The following is a 17,039-nucleotide window of genomic DNA, read 5'->3' on the forward strand; positions in this document are numbered from 1 at the left end:
CCTTGACGACTGACCTCTTTGAACAGATGGAGGCATTCGACGATGAGTGAGGAAACCAAACCCTGCGATCACGACGCATGCAATTGTCGCGTGCCGGTGGAACAGGAATATTGCAGCGAGGCCTGCAGGTTGGCCGTGGAAAGCCAGGTCATGAGCGGTCAGTGCGAATGCGGCCACGCCGCCTGTCAGCAGCGCGTCAGGTCATGACTCGACGAGGCGACACAATGAAAGAGCAGGGCAAGCAGCCCAACTCGGGTTATCCGGAAGAGCAACTGAAACCCTCGCGCGGCAAGCCGAAGCTCCCGGGCGAGGGCGGTGCGACCGAGCCGCAGAATATGCCGAAGAAAAAGCCGGGGAAACAATCGTCGGCGTGATGTTTGGCTTCCATGCGGCCGTGTCGATGCGTCAGCCTCTCGCCGGGTCCGCTTCAATGTAGGAGCGCTTGAGAGCGCTCCTACACAAGCGTGGATCAAGCATGGGCCGAGCGTCATGCATGATGCTCAGCCCTGCAGGTTACGCCGCTTTGCGCAGCAAGCTGCCGACGCCGGCCAGCGCGCCTTGTACCGCGACGTCTTTGTGATCGGCGCTCATCGCCACGCCTTCGGCACGGACGAACTCGATCTCGTTGATGCCGAGGAAGGCGAATACGGCCCGCAGGTAGTTTTCCTGGAAATCCAGGCCCGCTGCCGGCGTGCCCTGGCTGTAGATACCGCCACGCGACGAAGCGACGATGAGACGCTTGTCGCCGACGAGGCCTTCAGGGCCGTTTGCCGTGTAGCGGAATGTCTTGCCGGCGACGGCGATGCGGTCGATCCATGCTTTCAGCGTGCTGGGGATGCCGAAGTTGTACATGGGGGCACCGAGGACGACGACGTCGGCGGCCAGGAACTCGTCCATGACCCGATTGGCCTCGATGGAGGCCGGATCGGCGGCATCGGCGACCGGCGTCCAGTGGGCCAGCGGCGCGGCGGCCAGGTCGCGGTAGACGACCTCGAGGTCGGCATGGTTGTTCTTGAATTCCGCGACAACGGCCGCCGTCAGGCCGCGCGACACGGAATGGACACCCAGAGCGCTGGAATCGACATGCAGAAGTTTCATGACGTTAATCCTCGTTGCCTGGCCGCCGTGGCGGTATGGCAACGCACGATACTCGGCAGACAATGCAACGATTAGCCCGTCCGATGTAGACTGATCGTTCTGAATGGGAAACGATGGGATCGCGATGGAAGGGGCACTGCAGGATCTGAACGATCTGTATTTCTTTGCGGCCGTGGTGGAACACGGCGGTTTTTCGGCGGCGGGCAGGGCGCTCGGTATTCCGAAATCCCGGCTGAGCAAGCGTATCGCCCAGCTGGAAGACCGTCTGGGCGTCCGCCTGCTCCAGCGCACCACCCGCCGTTTCGTGGTCACCGAGATCGGCGAGCGCTTCTACGCGCATTGCCGGGCCGTGCTTGAAGAGGCAAGGGCGGCGCAGGACGCCGTCGACGAATTGCGAACCGAGCCTCGCGGCGTCGTCAGGGTCAGTTGCCCGGTGTCGCTTGCCCAGCATGTGCTGGGGCCGATGTTGCCCGCCTTCATGCTCGAACACCCCAAGGTGCAGGTTCGCCTCACGGCCACCAACCGCCGCGTCGATCTGATCGGCGAAGGCTTCGACGTGGCGATCCGCGTCCGTGAAAAGCTCGATAGCGACGCGACGCTGGTCCTGCGCAGCTTTGGTTATGCGCGCAACCTGCTTGTCGCCAGCCCGAAATTCCTCGATACCCACGGCCGCCCGAAGACGCTGGAAGACCTGGCCGCGCTGCCCGCGCTTTCGATGTACGAGCATGAAGGCGCGCAGGTCTGGGAACTGGTGGACACCCAGGGCAAGAAGGCCGCCGTGGAGGTTCGTACGCGTCTGATCAGCGGAGATTTCTCGGTGCTGATGAGCGCGGCGCTGCAATGCTGCGGCGTCGCGCTGATGCCGGAAGATTACTGTGCGCCGCTGATCGGCTCGGGCGAACTCGAATGGGTACTTCCCGAATACAGCACCGCACAGGGCACGCTGCACTTCGTCTACCCCAGCCGCCGCGGCCTGCTGCCGGCCATCCGCAGCTTCGTGGATTTCCTCGCCGACCGTCTTCCGCAGGCGCAGATGGATCAGCACAAGGAATGCGAGAACGCCAGGAAGAAGCGCGGCTTGCGCTGAGGCCTCTCGCCTGCGAAAGCCCTCGTGCTAGCATGGCGGCACGGGGGCGCCATTTGGCCGTCCAAATGTGAAGGCACAATGCAGATCGATACCAAGCTGCCGAAAGTCGGCACCACGATTTTCAGCGTCATGAGCCAGCTCGCGCTCGAGCACAAAGCGGTGAACCTGGGCCAGGGATTCCCCGACTTCGAGCCACCCGAAGCGTTGCGCGATGCGATCACCCGCGCCATGGCCGAGGGTAAGAATCAGTACGCGCCGGGTATCGGCATTCCGAAGCTGCGTGAACAGATCGCGCTGAAGACCGAGCGGCTCTACGGTCATCGAGTCAGTCCCGATACCGAAGTGACCGTGACTTCCGGCGCGACCGAGGCATTGTTCGCTGCGATTGCCGCTGTGGTGCGGGCTGGCGACGAAGTGATCGTATTCGACCCGTGTTACGACAGCTACGAGCCCGCGATCGATTTGCAGGGAGCGCGGGCGGTCCATATTCCGCTGACCTTGCCGGAATTCGGTATCGACTGGCAGCGCGTTCGCGACGCGGTCACGCCGAAGACGCGGATGATCCTGATCAACTCGCCGCACAATCCGTCGGGTGCCGTGCTTTCGCGCGCCGATCTCGACGAGCTGGCCGCTATCGTGTGTGACACGAGCATCCTCGTCCTCTCCGACGAGGTCTACGAGCACATCGTATTCGACGGTGCCGAACACCAGAGCGTGCTTCGTCATCCGGAACTGGCCGCGCGCAGCTTTGTCGTGTCGTCGTTCGGCAAGACCTACCATTGCACGGGCTGGAAGGTCGGTTATGCCATCGCGCCGAAGGCACTGACCGCGGAATTCCGCAAAGTGCACCAGTACCTGACGTTCTGCACGTTCAGTCCGGCGCAGTGGGCTTTCGCGGAATTCCTGGAATCCAGCCCCGAGCATTATCTTGAGCTTCCGGCCTTCTATCAGGCCAAGCGCGACCGGTTCCGCGAGTTGCTCGCACCGTCGCGCCTGAAGCTGCTCGATGTGCCCGGCGGCTATTTCCAGTTGGTCGACTACACGGCTATCCGCGACATCGACGATATCAATTTCAGCGAGTATCTGGTCCGCGAAGGCGGAGTGGCGGTGATTCCGCTGACGCCGTTCTACGAGACGGCGCCCGACACCCGGCTGGTCCGGCTATGCTTCGCGAAGAACGATGCGACCATGGAGGCCGCTGCGGAACGCCTATGCAAACTCTGACCGTCTCCCTTGTGCAGGGCGCTACGCGCTGGCACGACCCGAGAGCAAATCGCGAGTACTACGGACAGCTGGTGCGCGGTGCCCTATCCAGCGATCTGTTCGTACTGCCCGAGACCTTCCTGTCCGGCTTTACCAACGACACGCTCGCCAACGCCGAAACGATGGACGGCGAGGGCGTTGTCTGGATGCGTTCGCTGGCAGCGGAAGTCGGCGCCACGTTGACGGGTAGCCTCGTCATTCGCGAAGGCGAGACGGTGTACAACCGCCTGATCTGGGCCAGTCCGGATGGTTCGCTTTCGTATTACGACAAGCGTCATCTGTTCCGCATGGCCGGCGAACATACGCGCTATGGCGGCGGCAACGATCGGTTGGTCGTCGAGCTGAAGGGTTGGCGCATCCTGCCGCAGGTCTGTTACGACCTGCGTTTTCCCGTCTGGCTGCGCAACGGTCGACGCGAGGAAGCCGAGGGTGGCATGGACTACGACCTTGCAATCTTCGTCGCGAACTGGCCCGCTCCGCGTCGCCAGCCCTGGCGCACGCTGCTGCGTGCGCGGGCAATCGAGAATCTGGCCTATGTCGTCGGCGTCAATCGCGTCGGAACGGACGGCAACGAGCTTCCGTATGCGGGCGATAGCGTCATCGTCGATCCGGTCGGCGAGCCGTTGATCGAGCTGGGCCCGCAGGAGCAGGTGGTGACGGTGACGCTCGACCCGGCTCCGCTGCACGCTCACCGCGAGCGCTTCCCTGCATGGATGGATGCGGATCGCTTCACGATCGGCTGACGCCGCTCTCTCTGTGGGAGCGCGCCTGCGCGCGAAAGCCAACGAAGCGTTGAAGCAGGGCATGGCTGACGTGTCGCCTGCCCACGTGGCCGCGCAGAGCTGTTCGGACGCTCTCGCGACAACCCCATGCATCGCACTGGGTCCCTGCCTGTGCAGGGACGACGTTGAGTGGAGGGCGGAGTTCGAGGCGGCGACTGGTTTTTACTTCGCCGCCGCGAAAGGTACAGCCTGACCGATATGCGTTGCCTTGCGCCAGGCGGCAAGGTGGTCGGCGATGCCGCTGCCTGTGTCGATCTGCGGTTCGGATGGCGTGAGCGTGTCGCGTTTTTCCCAGCCTGCGATCTCCGTGCGTGCCTGCCCGAATGCTTCGATGAAGTCCGGCGTCGCATTGAGTCCGTTGGCCAGCCACGCGCGGCCGAAGTACGTGATGTCCGAATCGACTCCGCAACCGAACGACGTACGATCGGTGCGTGCCGACGTAAGCACCAGCGTTCCGGGACCGCGTAATTTCGGGACGAAGCCGCCCGAATAGCAGGCGTTGACCACGATCACTTTCCAGCGGAAGGGATGTTTGGCCAGGATGTCGGCGAGTCCGTCGGGATCGAGCTGGTCGAGCGGTAACGGGTCCATGTCCACCAGCAGCGAATGATCGTCGCCGCCATGCGTGGTCAGGTAGAGCAGCAGGATGTCCTCGTCCGGATGCATCACGGAGGCCAATCCGTCGAGCGCGCCTTCGAGATTGGTCCAGCTTGCCAGCGGCCGGCTGGACAGCGTGTCCGGGTGGTTTTCCAGGACCAGCGTATGCGCGGCGCTTCCGAAGCGACGCGTCATCAGGGTGTCGAGGTATTCCGCTTCGTTGCGGAAGACATCTTCGGAGGCGTCGGCCGCGAACGCGATGGCGTAGACGTTCGGGTGGCCCGGCTCACGTGGCGCCAGGTGCGCCAGCGCCTTACGCAGTTCGGCCGGCTGGCCGGTCATCACCTGCTCGGGCGTGGGACCGTCGCTGGGCCATTGGTCCGTCTGGACGGTGTCGTCGTCGGCCTCGGGTGAGGTCGAGGCGGGGGCAGGTGCCGTGGTCGCCGGCGCCGCCGCAGCGGTCCGTTCGGGGACAGGCGCTTCTTCGGGCGCCGGACTCAGCCGGGCGACCGCCAGCATGACAAGGACGCCGGCGGCGAAAGCCAGAAGGATCGGAATGGCGCGACGTGCGCCCCGTTCAGAACGTGATGGCATCGAAGTCCGCCACGGGCGTGTGATCGGCAGCGTCTGGCAGCGGCTGCGGGGGGCGAACCAGCCAGGTGGTACGCATGCCGGCTTCGCGGGCGGCGTCGAGTTCGGCGGTTATGTCCGACAGGAACAGGATGTGATCGGGATTTTCGCCGATGGATTCGGCGATCCGGGCATACGAGGCGGTCTCGCGCTTCGGCCCGGTTTCCGTATCGAAATAGCCAGCCAGCAATGGCGTCAGATCGCCGCTCTCGCTGTAGCCGAAGAGGAGCTTCTGCGCAGCCACCGAGCCGGACGAATAGATGTACAGGTGCAGCCCATCGGCGCGCCACTCGCGCATGCGCTTTGCTACTTCCGGGTACATGTGCGAACGGTATTCGCCGTTTTCGTAGCCTTCCCGCCAGATCATGCCCTGTAGCGCTTTCAGCGCCGTGGATTTGCGATCTTCGTCGATCCAGCGGAGCAGCAGGTCGATGATCTCCTGGCGTGGCGCTTCGACGATGCCGGCTTCTTTCGCCGCCTCATGCAGCCAGTGCTGTACCTCGGGCGTGTCTGCGTGGGTTTCCACAAAGGCCGGCAGGCGCTTGCGCGCGTAAGGGAACAGCGTATCGCGCACGAAGTCGATCGAGCTGGTGGTGCCCTCGATATCGGTAAGAATGACGCGGATTTCTGACATGAGGAGGGCCTGCGGATCGGACGAACCCGCAGGATAAACGAGCGTCGACGTCTAGGATACGGCGGCGACGGCAGACGCGTGCGGCGTCATGCGGGGAAAGCGGTCGGCGATGTCCTTGCCGGTGAACGTCGCGACCCAGCCATCCTTGCTGGTGAAAAGGCGAATGGCGACGAAGTAGGGCGATTCGCTCATGTCGAACCAGTGCGGCGTGCCATCGGGAACGCCGATCAGGTCGCCCTGTTCGCACAATACCTCGTAAACGCGGCCGTCGATGTGCAGCGTGAACTGGCCGGCGCCGGCGACGAAGAAGCGCACTTCGTCCTCGCTGTGCGTGTGCTCGCTCAGGAACTTCTGGCGCAACGTCGCCCGGTCCGGGTGATCGGGTTTCAGGCTGATGACGTCGACGGACTGATAGCCCTCGCTGCTCATCAGGCGCTCGATGTCGCCGCGATAGGCTTCGATGACCTCATCCTGCGTCGCGCCGGGTTCGATCGGCTGTCTGGCTGCCCATTGTTCGAAACGGACGCCTACCTTTCCGAGCGCCGCTGAGATATCGGCGTGACTGTTATGGATGGCAACGGGCGCTTCGTGTTTTGTATCGTCGTAAATGCGCAAACGGCTCATGGGGAAAGCCTCCGGAGGTCGAGTTCGCAGCCCAGCAGGAATTCCAGGGCTTCGAGATGGCGGCGGGTCTCGGGCATGTCGCGGCCCCAGGTATAGATGCCATGCCCGTTGATCAGGTAGGCGTAGAGCGGTTTGCCGCTGTCGATCCATGCGTCGACCTGGGCAACCAGTTCGGGCATGTGCTGGGTGTTCGGGAAGACGGGGATGTCGAGAACGCTTTCGTGTGTCGTATAGCCTGCGATCGCTTTTTGCAGTTCCCAGCCTTCCAGGCGAACGACGCCATTTTCGGCGAACAGTCTGGAGGCGACACTCTGCGTGCGCGAATGCGTATGCAGCACGGCGTTGGCATTCGGATAGCGGCGGTAGATCTGCGTGTGCAGGGCGGTTTCCGCGGACGGTCGCGCCTCCGTACCGACGGGCAGGCCTTCCATGTCGACGGTCATGATGTCGTCGCGACCGAGTCGGCCCTTGTCGCGGCCGGAGATCGTGATCGCCGCCAGGTCGTCGTTGAGCCGCATCGAAAAATTGCTGCTCGTCGCCGGAGTCCATCCGAAGGCGGCCAGATCGCGCGCGGCATCCGCGATGGCGTCGGCGCGTTCGGCGAACAGGATCGGATCGATAGGGTTATGGTCTTTCGACATGACTATTTGGACGTCCAAAACGAGGCCGACTATACCATGGGGCTGGTGGGTGTCTGGCTGGGGGGAATCGGGAATGCGAGCCATTCTCGCAGGCCTGCCCGTGGCAGGCGTACGATTTGCGACGGACCGGCCGCGTGAGCAGGCCGGCATACCATCGACGGAGGTTTACCTATGTCGCAACACGATCAGAATAATGAGGGCCGGCGCCGCTTCCTCAAGGTGGCCGCAGGTACCGTGGCCGCTGCCGCCGTGGTGGGCGTCGTCCCGCGTATGGCGCTCGCTGCCGATTTGCCTCACCTCGCTACCAGTGACCCGACCGCCGCCGCCCTGAAGTACGTAGAGGACGCCGGTACGTCGACCGATCCGAAGCATAAGGCCGGGGATACCTGCGCCAACTGCAATTTCTATCAGGGCAAGGCAGGGGACGCGTTCGGTCCCTGTCAACTGTTCCCGGGGAAGGCGGTTGCCGCCAAGGGTTGGTGCGTCTCGCACGCCGCAAAGGCAGTCTGAGTTCGCCTCAAACCAGAAGGCCGGCCACAGGCCGGCCTTTTCTTTGCCCGTAAGAAAGTGCGGGCAGAAAATGCTGCCCAAGCGCGTCAGGCCGAGGAGCTGACCCGCCTGACGCGTTGGGCGGCAATCCGGGGCCCACTGCCAAGTAAAACCCGCGGAACCGGGATGATACTCCTCCCGGGACGTGACCGGCCAATGGCAGCTAAATGACTATGGTTCATGAATGTGAATGCATTTATATTCATGCACTTACATCACTAACCTGCTGCCATTCAGAGTTTGCTGTTGCTCCGGCGCAGGCGGCTGTGCTTCCAGCCGTAGCCCATGTACAGGGCTATGCCGAGGACGGTCCAGACCGCCATCAGCGTCCAGTTGTACCAGCTCATCGTAAAGAGCAGCGCGATGCAGCTGAGAATGCCCGCAATGCACACCGCGGGAGCCCAGGGAACGCGGAATGTGCGTGGAAGATCGGGTGCCGTCTTGCGCAGGATCAGCACGCCGGCGCACACCGCGCAGAACGCGATGAGCGTGCCCATCGACGTCAGGTCGCCAAGCACGTTGAGCGGGAACACCGCCGCGAGCAATGCGATGCCGAGACCGGTGATGACGGTATTGATGTGTGGCGTGCGGTACTTCGGATGAATGGTGGTGAAGACCTTCGGCAGCAGACCGTCGCGTCCCATGATCATGAAGATGCGCGGCTGCGCGATGATCATGACCAGGACGACGGACGACAGGCCGATCAACGCACCGACTTCAACCACACCGCGAAGCCAGCCGAGTTCCGCATGGCTGCGGATGGCGGTGACGACGGGCTCGGCGGTGCCGAGTTCGCCGTACGGCGTGAGGCCGGTAAGCACCGCCGCCATGGCGATGTAGAGCACCGTGCAGATACCGAGCGAGGCGAGCGTGCCGATGGGCATGTCGCGCTGCGGGTTTTTCGATTCCTGCGCCGCAGTGGATGTCGCTTCGAAACCGATATAAGCGAAGAACACCATGGCCGCGCCGCGCAGCACGCCGTGCCAGCCGTACTTGTCGCCGCCCTGGCTCTCGGGAATGAACGGGTGCCAGTTGCTGGTATCGATGTGACGCGCGCCGACGATGATGACGATGACGATGAGCGCGACCTTCAGCAGCACCATGGCCATATTGATGCCGGTGGACTCGCGGATACCGACGTAGCAGAGCCAGGTCAGCGCAAGAACGATGCCTACCGCCGGCAGATTGAACAAGGCGCCGGTGGCGACGAGGTGCCCGTCGACATAATCCAGTGGCGCATTGGTAAGGAATGGCGGGATATGTATGCCGATGTGGTCGAGCAGACTGACGAAGTAACCCGTCCAGCTGACCGCGACCGCCGAAGCCGATACGCCGTATTCGAGTACGAGGTTCCAGCCGATGAACCAGGCCGCGCCTTCGCCCAGCGTGGCATAAGCGTAGGAGTAGGCACTGCCCGAAACGGGGATCATCGAGGCGAACTCGGCATAGCACAGTGCCGTGAACGTGCTGCAGATCGCCGCAAGGATGAAGGAAAGAATGATCGCGGGACCCGCGTGATCCGCGGCGGCAACGCCGGTGATGACGAAGATGCCACCGCCGATGACGGCACCGATGCCAAGCGCGGTGAGGCCCCAGGGACCTAGTGTGCGGCGAAGCGCTGGACCGTGCGCGTCGTCGGGTTCGGCCTGGGGAGCTTTCTTGGCGAGTAACTGCTGGAGCATGGATAGCCCGGATAATGATGAACGTGACGAGGATAGCCGCAAAACGCGGATCCGGAATGAGAAGGGCCGGCACGTATGCCGGCCCTTCCTTGTCTGCCGCTTACGCGTTGTGCTTGCGTAGCTTGCTGTGGCTGTAGCCGTAACCGAAGTAGATGATCTGGCCTATGACGATCCAGCCCAGCATCAGGCGCCAGTGCTCTTCGAAGGCCTGCCAGAACAGGTAGACGCAGGCGAGGGCACCGATGACGCAGATCGGCCACACGAACGGTACGCGGAAGCTGCGCTTCAGGTCCGGACGGGTGTAACGCAGGATCAGCACGCCGACGCACACGGTGGCGAAGGCCAGCAGCGTACCCATCGAGACCAGTTCGCCGAGCACGCTGACCGGGAACAGACCAGCCATGGTCGCGGCGGCAACGCCGACGATGATGGTGCCGAAGTAAGGCGTGCGGAACTTCTGGTGCACCTTGCCCATGGCGGGGGGCAGCAGGCCGTCTTTGGCCATCGAGAAGAAGATGCGCGGAAGACCCATCAGCATCACGAGGATGACCGAGCTGAGACCCGTGATCGCACCGAGCACCACGATAGCCTTCAGCCACGACAGCTGCGGATACAGACCCAGTGCCGTAGCAACCGGCTCGGGTGTATTGAGCATGCGGAACGGAGCGATGCCCGTGAGCACCAGGGCGACGGCGATGTACAGCACGGTGCAGACCGCCAGCGAACCCAGAATGCCGATCGGCATGTCGCGCTGTGGATTCTTCGCTTCGCCCGCCGCGGTCGAGACCGCGTCGAAACCGACGTAGGAGAAGAACACGATGGTCGCCGCACGGAAGATGCCGCTCCAGCCGAACGTACCCTCACCCTCGTTGGGCGGGATGAACGGATGCCAGTTGCTGGGATTGATCACCTGGATCGCGAAGGCGAGGAACAGCAGGATCACGGTGACCTTGATCGCGACGATGATCGAGTTCACGAAGGCCGACTGCGTGATGCCGACGTAGCACAGACCGCTGAGTGCAGCGATGATCACGACGGCCGGCAGGTTGATGATCGTACCGGTGGCCTGGATGTGGCCTTCGACGAACTTGAACGGCGCGGAGGCCAGTTCCATGGGCAGGGCGATGTCGGTTCCCACCATGTGCCCGATCATGCCGAGCATCTCGTTGAAGTACCCCGACCAGCCTGCGGCGACGGTCGCCGCCGCGAACAGGTATTCGAGCACGAGATTCCAGCCGACGAACCAGGCGACGAACTCGCCGAGCGTGGCGTACGAGTAGGAATACGCACTGCCCGATACCGGGAGCATCGCCGCGAACTCGGCATAGCAGAGTCCGGCGAGTGCGCAGGCAAAGCCCGCGATGATGAAGCTGATGACCAGGGCGGGACCGGCGTGCAGGGCGGCAGCCTGACCGGTGATGACGAAGATACCCGCACCGATGACGGCACCGATACCGAGCAAGACGAGGTGACGTGCGGTAAGGACGCGTTTAAGTTCGCCGTTGCCGCTGTGTGCGCCCGTCTCGATGTGTTCGCCCGCATCGACGTGCGGCGCGGCCTCGATAGGATGCGTCGCGAATAAGTTTTTCAGCATGTTACTCCCCTACAGCCGTGTTGTTGCCTTTTCTTATTAAGACCGTAACGCACGCCACGGCCGGCTCGCCCAAGCCCGGAGGCGTTGACGGGGCACCATAGCCTAGCGAGGCGCGACGGTACAAGCTGCAATGCGGGCAGACACAAGGCCTGCGGGCTTGCAATCGGAGACGCCGACCATGACTTGCGGCGGTTGCGAAAAGTGCTGGATACCATCATCAGAAGACCATGTTCACGGCAGCCTGCGGGCTGACGTAGCTGGCGGTGTTGCGTCCGGCGATGTTGAATTGCACGCCGGCGATGATCCCGATCGTCGGGCTGATGTGGTATTCGACGGCTGGCGCGAGGCTCCAGTCCGACTGGGTCGGGGAGTGGAAGCTTTCCGCGGCCAGTCCGGGCATGCGCCGTCCGGTGACGCTGGTTACGCCGGCATGGCTCCAGGCCGCCTCCATCACCAGTACCCAGCGCGAATCGACGCTGTACTCGACGGCCGCCGATGCGGAAAGCGAGTGACCCGGTCGGGCCGTGCCACGGAAATCCGTTTCCGTGCCGTAGACGCTGGTTCCGTTGACGTCGACCTTCGGCGGTACCGGACTCCAGCTCACATTGGCGCGCCAGCGCAGCGGACGCCCGTTGGGCATCCAGACCACCTGCTGGCCCAGGAACGAAAGCGTGCTGCGCTGCGCGCCGCTGCCCGTGCCGTTGAGCGGGTTGGTATCCAGCCGGTGGTAGTCCCCGGTCGGAAAGCGATGGGCGACCGCGACGGCGAATGCCGGGCGCGTGCCGTCGGCGTTCGGCGCCTGCAACAGATAGCTGAAGCGCAGCGAGGTATCGCCCATGCGTGTTCCGCTGCTGTGGCGACCCTCGGTGTATGCATGCACCGCGTTCAGCGTGACCTGCGCGGTCAGGCGCTCGCTGACGCCATAACTGATGGGCAGTGCGACCTGCCATTGGCGCGTTGACGAATCCGTGCGGTGCCGGTCGCCGTGCGAGTCATATAGACCGGTGGTTTTCGTATGGATCAGGTAGGGCTCGACGTTGAACACACCCACGGGCAGGGCATTGGGATTCGGCGTAATGAGTGGGCCGGTGAAATTGACGCCATCCAGCGAATGTTCCGCGGTGGCGCTCATGGGCAAGGCAATCAGGAGGAGGGCGGGCAGGTACTTCTTTGGATACATCGACGTTTCCCTACGTATGCAGCGCATGCTGCGAAAAGGGTGCGCATCGTGCGCATGAGTCGATGCTAGTTAGCGGAGGTCGTGTCCCGATATCAGACTAATCTGAATTTCCATGCCAAAATTGCACTGACATACAAGTAGGGCTTTGCGTCGGGCTATGAAGGATTTACCCCACCTGCGTTTTTCACTGGCGAGCTATGCGGCGCGCTGGCCCGACGAGACGGATACGCTGTATTTCGCGCAGTTGCTCGACGTCGGCGTGGATGCATTCCATCGCGAACACACAGCCGCGCACTTCACGGCGTCGGCCTGGCTGGTAAGCGGCGATAGCCAGCGCGTCCTGCTGACGCATCATCGGAAGCTGAATCGCTGGCTCCAACTGGGCGGTCATGCCGATGGCGACCTGGACCTCGAGCGCGTGGCGTTACGCGAAGCGCAGGAGGAATCCGGCATCGACGCCCTGCGTTCCGAGCCGGCCATGTTCGATGTCGATCGCCATCGCATTCCGGCGCGAGGCGACGAGCCCGAGCACTGGCATTACGACGTCCGCTATATCGTGCGCGCGGACGACGAGCAATTCGCGGTTGGCGAAGAGTCGCTGGATCTCCAGTGGTGCGACATAACGGCTATCGCCAACGATGAGGCCAGCGATGCATCGCTTCGGCGCATGGCGCGGAAATGGCTGGAGCGGGACGGAGACTAGGCCTCGTTCGTCGCAAAGCGGGACGGAGCTGGGTGGATCGTTCCACAGTGGCTGCAGGTGCGGGCTTCGAGAGAGCGATAGAAACGATCGAACACGGGCGGAAAGTCCGATTCGATACTGTCGAGCACGAAATATTCTTCAAATAACAGATGGTTGCAGTGTTCGCAGAACCACAGCAACCCATCCCGTTCGCCCGCCAGACGGCGGCGTTCGATGACCAGCCCGATCGAGTCGGGCATGCGCTGGGGTGAGTGCGGTACGCGTGGCGGCAGATAGAAAAGCTCGCCCGCACGGATGGGGATATCTTTCGGTTGTCCCTCGTCCTGTACCTTCAGCACCATTTCGCCTTCGAGCTGGTAGAAAAACTCCGGCCCCTCGTCGTAGTGATAGTCGGTGCGCGCATTGGGGCCGCCCACGATCATGATGATGAAGTCGCCGTCGACGATGCACTTGTTGCCCACGGGAGGCTTCAGCAAGGCGCGGTTTTCGTCGATCCAGCGCGTGAGGTCGATGGGAGGCAGCAGGCTCATGGTCGGAGCGCCAGGAAGTACATGCGCGAAAGATACCGCCTTTTGTTTTTTTGTGTAGGAGCAAGGCCACTTGCCCCTTGCCAGGCGCTCACGTACAACAATCCGTCTTGCCTGCGGTCTCGAGAGCGGGGGCTCTGCCGTTGATTCATTCCTACTACCAAGCCAAAGACGGCGAGGGCGTGCGATACGCACCGCTCGACGGTCGCGTGGACGCATCGACCGTGGTCGTCGGCGGCGGTTTCGCCGGACTCAATACCGCGCTTGGGCTGGCGGCCCGTGGCGTGCGCGATATCGTCCTTCTGGAAGGCGAGCGCATCGGATTCGGCGCGTCGGGGCGTAACGGCGGGTTTGTGTTCGCCGGTTATTCGCTGGGCGAGCGCGCGCTTCTGGAGAAGGTCGGGGCCGAGAAGGCCCGCGCGCTTTACGGGCGCACCGTGGCGGCCGTGGATCTGATCCGCGAGCGGATCGACAAGCTCGGCATCGAATGCGACGCCGTCGACGCGGGCGTTATATGGGCCAACTGGTTTCGCGATCCCGGCGTGCTGCGGCAACGGCAGCAATTGCTTGCGGAACAGTTCGGTACGGACTGGCAGTGGCTTCCCGCCGACGCGATGCGCGAGTTCGTTCGCAGTCCGCGTTACCACGACGGTCTTTTCGAGCGCAACGCGCTGCATATCGATCCGCTTGCCTATGCGCGTGGCCTCGCGCGTGTCGCTGCGGCTACCGGCGTGTCGATTCACGAAGGCAGTCCCGCGAGCTGGCTGGAGCGACGTGGCGAAGGATGGACCGTGCATACCGCACGCGGCGCCGTAACCGCCAGGCACGTGGTCCTTGCGTGCGGCGGATACCTCGCGGGCCTCGATCGCAAGGTCGATCGTTCGGTGCTGCCGATCGCCACCTATGTGATGGTGACCGAACCGCTTGGCGACCGCCTGGCGGAATGCCTGCGCACGCGCGCCGCCGTCTACGACACACGTTTCGCATTCGACTACTACCGCCCCCTGGCCGATACGCGTCTGTTATGGGGCGGCCGCATCTCTATCCGCAATCGTTCGGCGCGTGCCGTGCAACGGCTGCTTCGCCACGATATGGGCAGGGTGTTTCCGTCGCTGGCGGACGCACGCGTGGACTATGCGTGGTCGGGCCTGATGAGTTACGCCCGACATGAAATGCCCCAGGTCGGCGCGCGTGCCAAAGGACTCTGGTACGCCCAGGCGTTTGGCGGTCACGGCCTCGCGCCCACATGCGCCGCCGGCGAAGCGCTGGCCGATGCCATTGCCGTGGACGAGGATGGCTGCGAAGCCTTCGCGGACTTCGGGCTGGTGTCGACTTACCGTCCGTTCGGTTATCTTGCGGCGCAAGCCAGCTACTGGAATGCGGAGATGGCCGACTGGTTCAAACGGCGAGTGGAAGGTTGAGCATGACGCAGGAAATCAGCTGGGCCGATTTCGAAAAAGTCCTGATGGTGGCGGGTACGGTGTTGCGCGTTGAAGTGTTCGCGGAGGCACGCAAACCGGCATACAAGATATGGGTGGACTTCGGACCGTACGGTGAGCGCAAGAGCAGCGCGCAGGTCGTCGGTGTTTATAGCCCGGACGAACTCGTGGGGCGGCAGATCGTTGGCGTGATCAACTTTCCCGAGAAGCAGATCGGCCCGTTCCGCTCGCAATTCCTGCTGACTGGGTTCCATACCGACGAAGGTGTCGTTGTCACTACGACGGAGCGGCACGTACCGAACGGCACGCGATTGGCCTAGAAAAGGGTTCTTCACGCCTTTTCGGGGAGGGCTCGGCTTCGCCATCGCTTTCGCGCTGTGACGTTTCGGGGAGAGCCGTCGGCCACCACCCTCGACGCTCCGGCTTCACCGTCGCTCGGGGAAGGAGAGCCGCTGCGCGGCTTGTGTCTGATGGCTGCGCCCCGTCGCGCCCGCGCTGCGGGCGGGGGTTTTTGATTCGGCATCCCTGCCTCAGCAAAAACGGCGGACCATCCAGGTCCGCCCCCTGCGGGCCTTGTCCGCCCTTCGCGCTCGGTTGCGCAAGTCGCGTCGAGGGTGGTGGCCGACGGCTCTTCCGGATGCGGCGGTCACGTGGAGGAAAGCATCGCGTCGACGCATGGTCATAGACGACCGCATGCCGGTCCACGCCGCGAAATCGTCCCCGTAGCGAGTGGAGAACCAAAAAAAGAACCCGCGGATGACCGCGGGTTCTTTGTCTTCTTACAGCGCCTCGAACACACCCGCGGCGCCCATGCCGGTGCCGATACACATCGTCACCATGCCGTACTTCTGCTTGCGTCGACGCATGCCGTGGATCAGCGTTGCGGCGCGGATCGCACCCGTGGCGCCCAGCGGATGGCCTAGCGCGATGGCGCCACCCAGCGGGTTGACCTTCGACGGATCGAGGCCGAGGTCGCGGATGACCGCCAGCGCCTGCGCAGCGAATGCTTCGTTCAGTTCGATCCAGTCGAGCTGATCCTGCGTGATACCCGTCTGCTTCAGTGCCTTGGGAATTGCTTCCTTGGGACCGATGCCCATGATCTCGGGCGGAACGCCCGCGACCGAGAAGCCGACGAAACGGGCCAGCGGTGTCAGGCCGTAGTCCTTGATGGCTTTCTCGCTTGCCAGCAACAGCGCGCCGGCACCGTCGGACATCTGCGAGGAGTTACCCGCCGTGACCGAACCGCCAAACTGGCCGTTACGGAATACCGGACGCAGCTTCGAGAGAACCTCGATGCTGGTGTCCTTGCGCGGACCTTCATCGGTATCGATGATGCGGCGGTCTTCGTGCACGCTATGGTTGCGGATGTCCGGATAGCGGTCGTCCAACTGGAACGGTGTGATCTCGTCCCTGAATTCGCCGTTGGCGATGGCGGCCAGCGCACGCTGATGACTTTGCAGGGCGAACTGATCCTGGTCTTCGCGGCTGACTTTCCAGCGCTCCGCGACTTTCTCGGCCGTGATGCCCATGCCAAAGGCGATGGCGCGGTTTTCATCGTTCTCGAAGAGCGCCGGATTCATGGCGATCTTGTGGCCCATCATCGGCACCATGCTCATGCTTTCGGTACCGCCGGCCAGCATCAGGTCGGCTTCGCCGAGACGGATGCGATCCGCGGCCATGCCGATGGCCTGCACACCGGACGAGCAGAAGCGATTGATCGTGACGCCCGGCACGCTCTGCGGCAGGCCGGCCAGCAGTACGCCGATGCGCGCCACGTTCATGCCTTGCTCGGCTTCGGGCATCGCGCAGCCGATCACGGCATCGGCGATGATCGACGGGTCGATGCCCGGCGCCTGTTCGATCACGGCGCGAATGACGTGGGCGAGCATGTCGTCGGGACGGGTATTGCGGAATACGCCACGGGGCGCCTTGCCTACCGGGGTGCGGGTGGCGGCGACGATATAGGCGTCTTGAACTTGCTTGCTCATGGTTATGTCCTGTCAGAAGGG

General features: G+C 63.3%; 18 protein-coding genes. 8 read left to right on the top strand and 10 right to left on the bottom strand.

Going from position 1 to position 17,039, the window contains the following annotated elements:
- The first annotated feature begins 224 nt into the window (after window positions 1-224).
- A complete protein-coding gene (locus tag EC912_RS19410; protein WP_165973599.1) occupies window positions 225-374 on the top strand; it encodes a hypothetical protein in 150 nt (49 codons plus the stop codon).
- A gap of 139 nt (window positions 375-513) precedes the next feature.
- Here the strand turns inward: EC912_RS19410 and EC912_RS13660 are convergent, their stop codons facing one another.
- Complete coding sequence (locus EC912_RS13660; RefSeq protein ID WP_132144970.1) at window positions 514-1,098, bottom strand: FMN-dependent NADH-azoreductase; 585 nt, start codon at window positions 1,096-1,098, stop codon at window positions 514-516.
- A 124-nt stretch (window positions 1,099-1,222) separates the two neighbouring features.
- On the opposite strand from EC912_RS13660, the gene EC912_RS13665 reads away from it, so the two are divergent.
- The 3 genes from EC912_RS13665 to EC912_RS13675 all read left to right on the top strand — a co-directional run bounded on the left by EC912_RS13665 (window position 1,223) and on the right by EC912_RS13675 (window position 4,191).
- Window positions 1,223-2,185: a LysR substrate-binding domain-containing protein gene (locus tag EC912_RS13665; RefSeq protein ID WP_132144972.1), complete on the top strand. Its 963-nt coding sequence runs from the start codon at window positions 1,223-1,225 to the stop codon at window positions 2,183-2,185.
- 78 nt (window positions 2,186-2,263) lie between these two features.
- On the top strand, window positions 2,264-3,409 hold the full coding sequence (locus EC912_RS13670) for a pyridoxal phosphate-dependent aminotransferase (RefSeq protein WP_132144974.1): 1,146 nt from the start codon (window positions 2,264-2,266) through the stop codon (window positions 3,407-3,409).
- Window positions 3,397-4,191: an amidohydrolase gene (locus EC912_RS13675; RefSeq protein WP_132144976.1), complete on the top strand. Its 795-nt coding sequence runs from the start codon at window positions 3,397-3,399 to the stop codon at window positions 4,189-4,191. The genes EC912_RS13670 and EC912_RS13675 overlap by 13 nt, the downstream gene beginning before the upstream one ends.
- 201 nt (window positions 4,192-4,392) lie before the next feature.
- Here EC912_RS13675 and EC912_RS13680 read toward each other — a convergent pair whose 3' ends face one another.
- From EC912_RS13680 to EC912_RS13695, 4 genes are read right to left on the bottom strand one after another with little or no spacing between them, the layout of a single operon-like run.
- Window positions 4,393-5,421 carry a C13 family peptidase gene (locus EC912_RS13680; RefSeq protein WP_243649277.1) on the bottom strand — a complete coding sequence of 343 codons (1,029 nt, stop codon included), beginning with the start codon at window positions 5,419-5,421 and terminating at the stop codon, window positions 4,393-4,395.
- Window positions 5,405-6,091, bottom strand: a complete 687-nt coding sequence (gene mtnC, locus EC912_RS13685) for an acireductone synthase (RefSeq protein ID WP_132144978.1) — start codon at window positions 6,089-6,091, stop codon at window positions 5,405-5,407. Before mtnC ends, EC912_RS13680 begins: the two co-directional genes overlap by 17 nt.
- Before the next feature lie 51 nt (window positions 6,092-6,142).
- Complete coding sequence (locus EC912_RS13690; RefSeq protein ID WP_132144980.1) at window positions 6,143-6,715, bottom strand: 1,2-dihydroxy-3-keto-5-methylthiopentene dioxygenase; 573 nt, start codon at window positions 6,713-6,715, stop codon at window positions 6,143-6,145.
- Entirely contained in the window at window positions 6,712-7,356 is a 645-nt protein-coding gene (locus tag EC912_RS13695; protein ID WP_132144982.1) for a methylthioribulose 1-phosphate dehydratase, read from the bottom strand. Before EC912_RS13695 ends, EC912_RS13690 begins: the two co-directional genes overlap by 4 nt.
- 171 nt (window positions 7,357-7,527) lie before the next feature.
- Here EC912_RS13695 and EC912_RS13700 point away from each other — a divergent pair, with 171 nt between their 5' ends.
- A complete protein-coding gene (locus EC912_RS13700; RefSeq protein WP_132144984.1) occupies window positions 7,528-7,866 on the top strand; it encodes a high-potential iron-sulfur protein in 339 nt (112 codons plus the stop codon).
- Between the two features lie 272 nt (window positions 7,867-8,138).
- Here EC912_RS13700 and EC912_RS13705 read toward each other — a convergent pair whose 3' ends face one another.
- From EC912_RS13705 to EC912_RS13715, 3 genes are all read right to left on the bottom strand, one after another.
- On the bottom strand, window positions 8,139-9,587 hold the full coding sequence (locus EC912_RS13705; RefSeq protein ID WP_132144986.1) for an amino acid permease: 1,449 nt from the start codon (window positions 9,585-9,587) through the stop codon (window positions 8,139-8,141).
- Between the two features lie 100 nt (window positions 9,588-9,687).
- The gene (locus EC912_RS13710) at window positions 9,688-11,181 is read right to left on the bottom strand and encodes an APC family permease (RefSeq protein WP_132144988.1); all 1,494 of its coding nucleotides are present in this window, start codon (window positions 11,179-11,181) and stop codon (window positions 9,688-9,690) included.
- A 217-nt stretch (window positions 11,182-11,398) separates the two neighbouring features.
- The gene (locus EC912_RS13715; RefSeq protein WP_132144990.1) at window positions 11,399-12,361 is read right to left on the bottom strand and encodes a transporter; all 963 of its coding nucleotides are present in this window, start codon (window positions 12,359-12,361) and stop codon (window positions 11,399-11,401) included.
- Window positions 12,362-12,518: 157 nt separating this feature from the next.
- Between EC912_RS13715 and EC912_RS13720 the strand changes: the two genes are divergently transcribed.
- Window positions 12,519-13,064 (top strand): NUDIX hydrolase, encoded by a 546-nt coding sequence (locus EC912_RS13720; protein ID WP_132144992.1) that lies wholly within the window; start codon window positions 12,519-12,521, stop codon window positions 13,062-13,064.
- Here EC912_RS13720 and EC912_RS13725 read toward each other — a convergent pair.
- The gene (locus EC912_RS13725; protein WP_132144994.1) at window positions 13,061-13,594 is read right to left on the bottom strand and encodes a 3-hydroxyanthranilate 3,4-dioxygenase; all 534 of its coding nucleotides are present in this window, start codon (window positions 13,592-13,594) and stop codon (window positions 13,061-13,063) included. The genes EC912_RS13720 and EC912_RS13725 overlap by 4 nt on opposite strands.
- Window positions 13,595-13,773: 179 nt before the next feature.
- On the opposite strand from EC912_RS13725, the gene EC912_RS13730 reads away from it, so the two are divergent.
- Complete coding sequence (locus EC912_RS13730; RefSeq protein ID WP_243649278.1) at window positions 13,774-15,012, top strand: NAD(P)/FAD-dependent oxidoreductase; 1,239 nt, start codon at window positions 13,774-13,776, stop codon at window positions 15,010-15,012.
- Window positions 15,013-15,014: 2 nt separating this feature from the next.
- On the top strand, window positions 15,015-15,350 hold the full coding sequence (locus EC912_RS13735; protein WP_132144996.1) for a tRNA-binding protein: 336 nt from the start codon (window positions 15,015-15,017) through the stop codon (window positions 15,348-15,350).
- A gap of 459 nt (window positions 15,351-15,809) precedes the next feature.
- Here EC912_RS13735 and EC912_RS13740 read toward each other — a convergent pair whose 3' ends face one another.
- Complete coding sequence (locus tag EC912_RS13740; RefSeq protein WP_132144998.1) at window positions 15,810-17,018, bottom strand: acetyl-CoA C-acyltransferase; 1,209 nt, start codon at window positions 17,016-17,018, stop codon at window positions 15,810-15,812.
- Window positions 17,019-17,039 lie beyond the last annotated feature (21 nt).

It is taken from the genome of Luteibacter rhizovicinus (genome assembly GCF_004342265.1).
GTDB classification, from domain to species: domain Bacteria; phylum Pseudomonadota; class Gammaproteobacteria; order Xanthomonadales; family Rhodanobacteraceae; genus Luteibacter; species Luteibacter rhizovicinus_B.